At 68.1% G+C, this 825-nt stretch carries 1 protein-coding gene; it reads right to left on the bottom strand.

Annotated elements, in window-relative coordinates:
- Positions 1–825: sugar phosphate isomerase/epimerase family protein (locus tag H9624_RS16260; RefSeq protein WP_251840943.1), on the bottom strand; the 825-nt coding region annotated here is incomplete at both ends.

Genomic DNA, 825 nt, shown 5'->3' on the forward strand with positions numbered 1-825 from the left:
GAAGGTGTGGGTCCACTCGGTGGTCCCGTCGGCGAGGACGAAGCCCGCCAGGGCCCGTGCCGTCACCGTGACCGTGCCGGTACCGGCACGCTCACCGGCCTCCACGACCTCACCGTCGACGAGGTACTCCACGCCCACGTCCCACGGGACCGTGTACATGTCGTCCTCGGTGCCGTCCTCGTCGGAGAACGTCACCTCGGCCGCCGTCACCTCGACCGGACGCGAGCCCTCCGCCCCGGCCTCCTGACCGGTGAGGTACTCAAAGCCCGTCTCGACGAAGTCCTCGCCCTGCGGCGCGACGTCGTACTCCATGACGTAGTACGCGATGTCCGCGTGCTCCTGCGCCGCGGCCAGGATCTCCTGCAGCGGCACGTCACCCTCACCGAGGTTGGTGAAGGCGATGCTGCCACCCAGACCCGTCGCATCCTTGATGTGGAGCAGCTCGATCCGGTCCCCGTGCTCCTCCAGGAGCGCAGGCACGTCAACACCCGCGTGCGCAGCCCAGGCCACGTCCACCTGGAAGGTCACGTACTCGGGGTTGGTCTCCGCCACGAGGATCTCCCACGCCGACATCTGCTCACCCTCGTGCTCGTACACGGTGGTGAACTCACGGTCGTGGTTGTGGCCGAAGAACTTCCCGACCCCGGCCTCCACCGAACGCTCGCCCAAGCGGTTCATCGCCGCCGCCGTGGCCAGGGTGTTCTCGTAGCTGCCGATACCCGGGGCGGGGAAGCCACCAGACCCCACGTACTCCTGACCGATCGTCTCGACGTACTCGAGCGTCTCGTCGAAGCCCGCCTCACCCACGTCGAAGTGCGAGGACGG

Source organism: Oceanitalea stevensii, assembly GCF_014837105.1.
Taxonomy (GTDB): domain Bacteria; phylum Actinomycetota; class Actinomycetes; order Actinomycetales; family Actinomycetaceae; genus Oceanitalea; species Oceanitalea stevensii.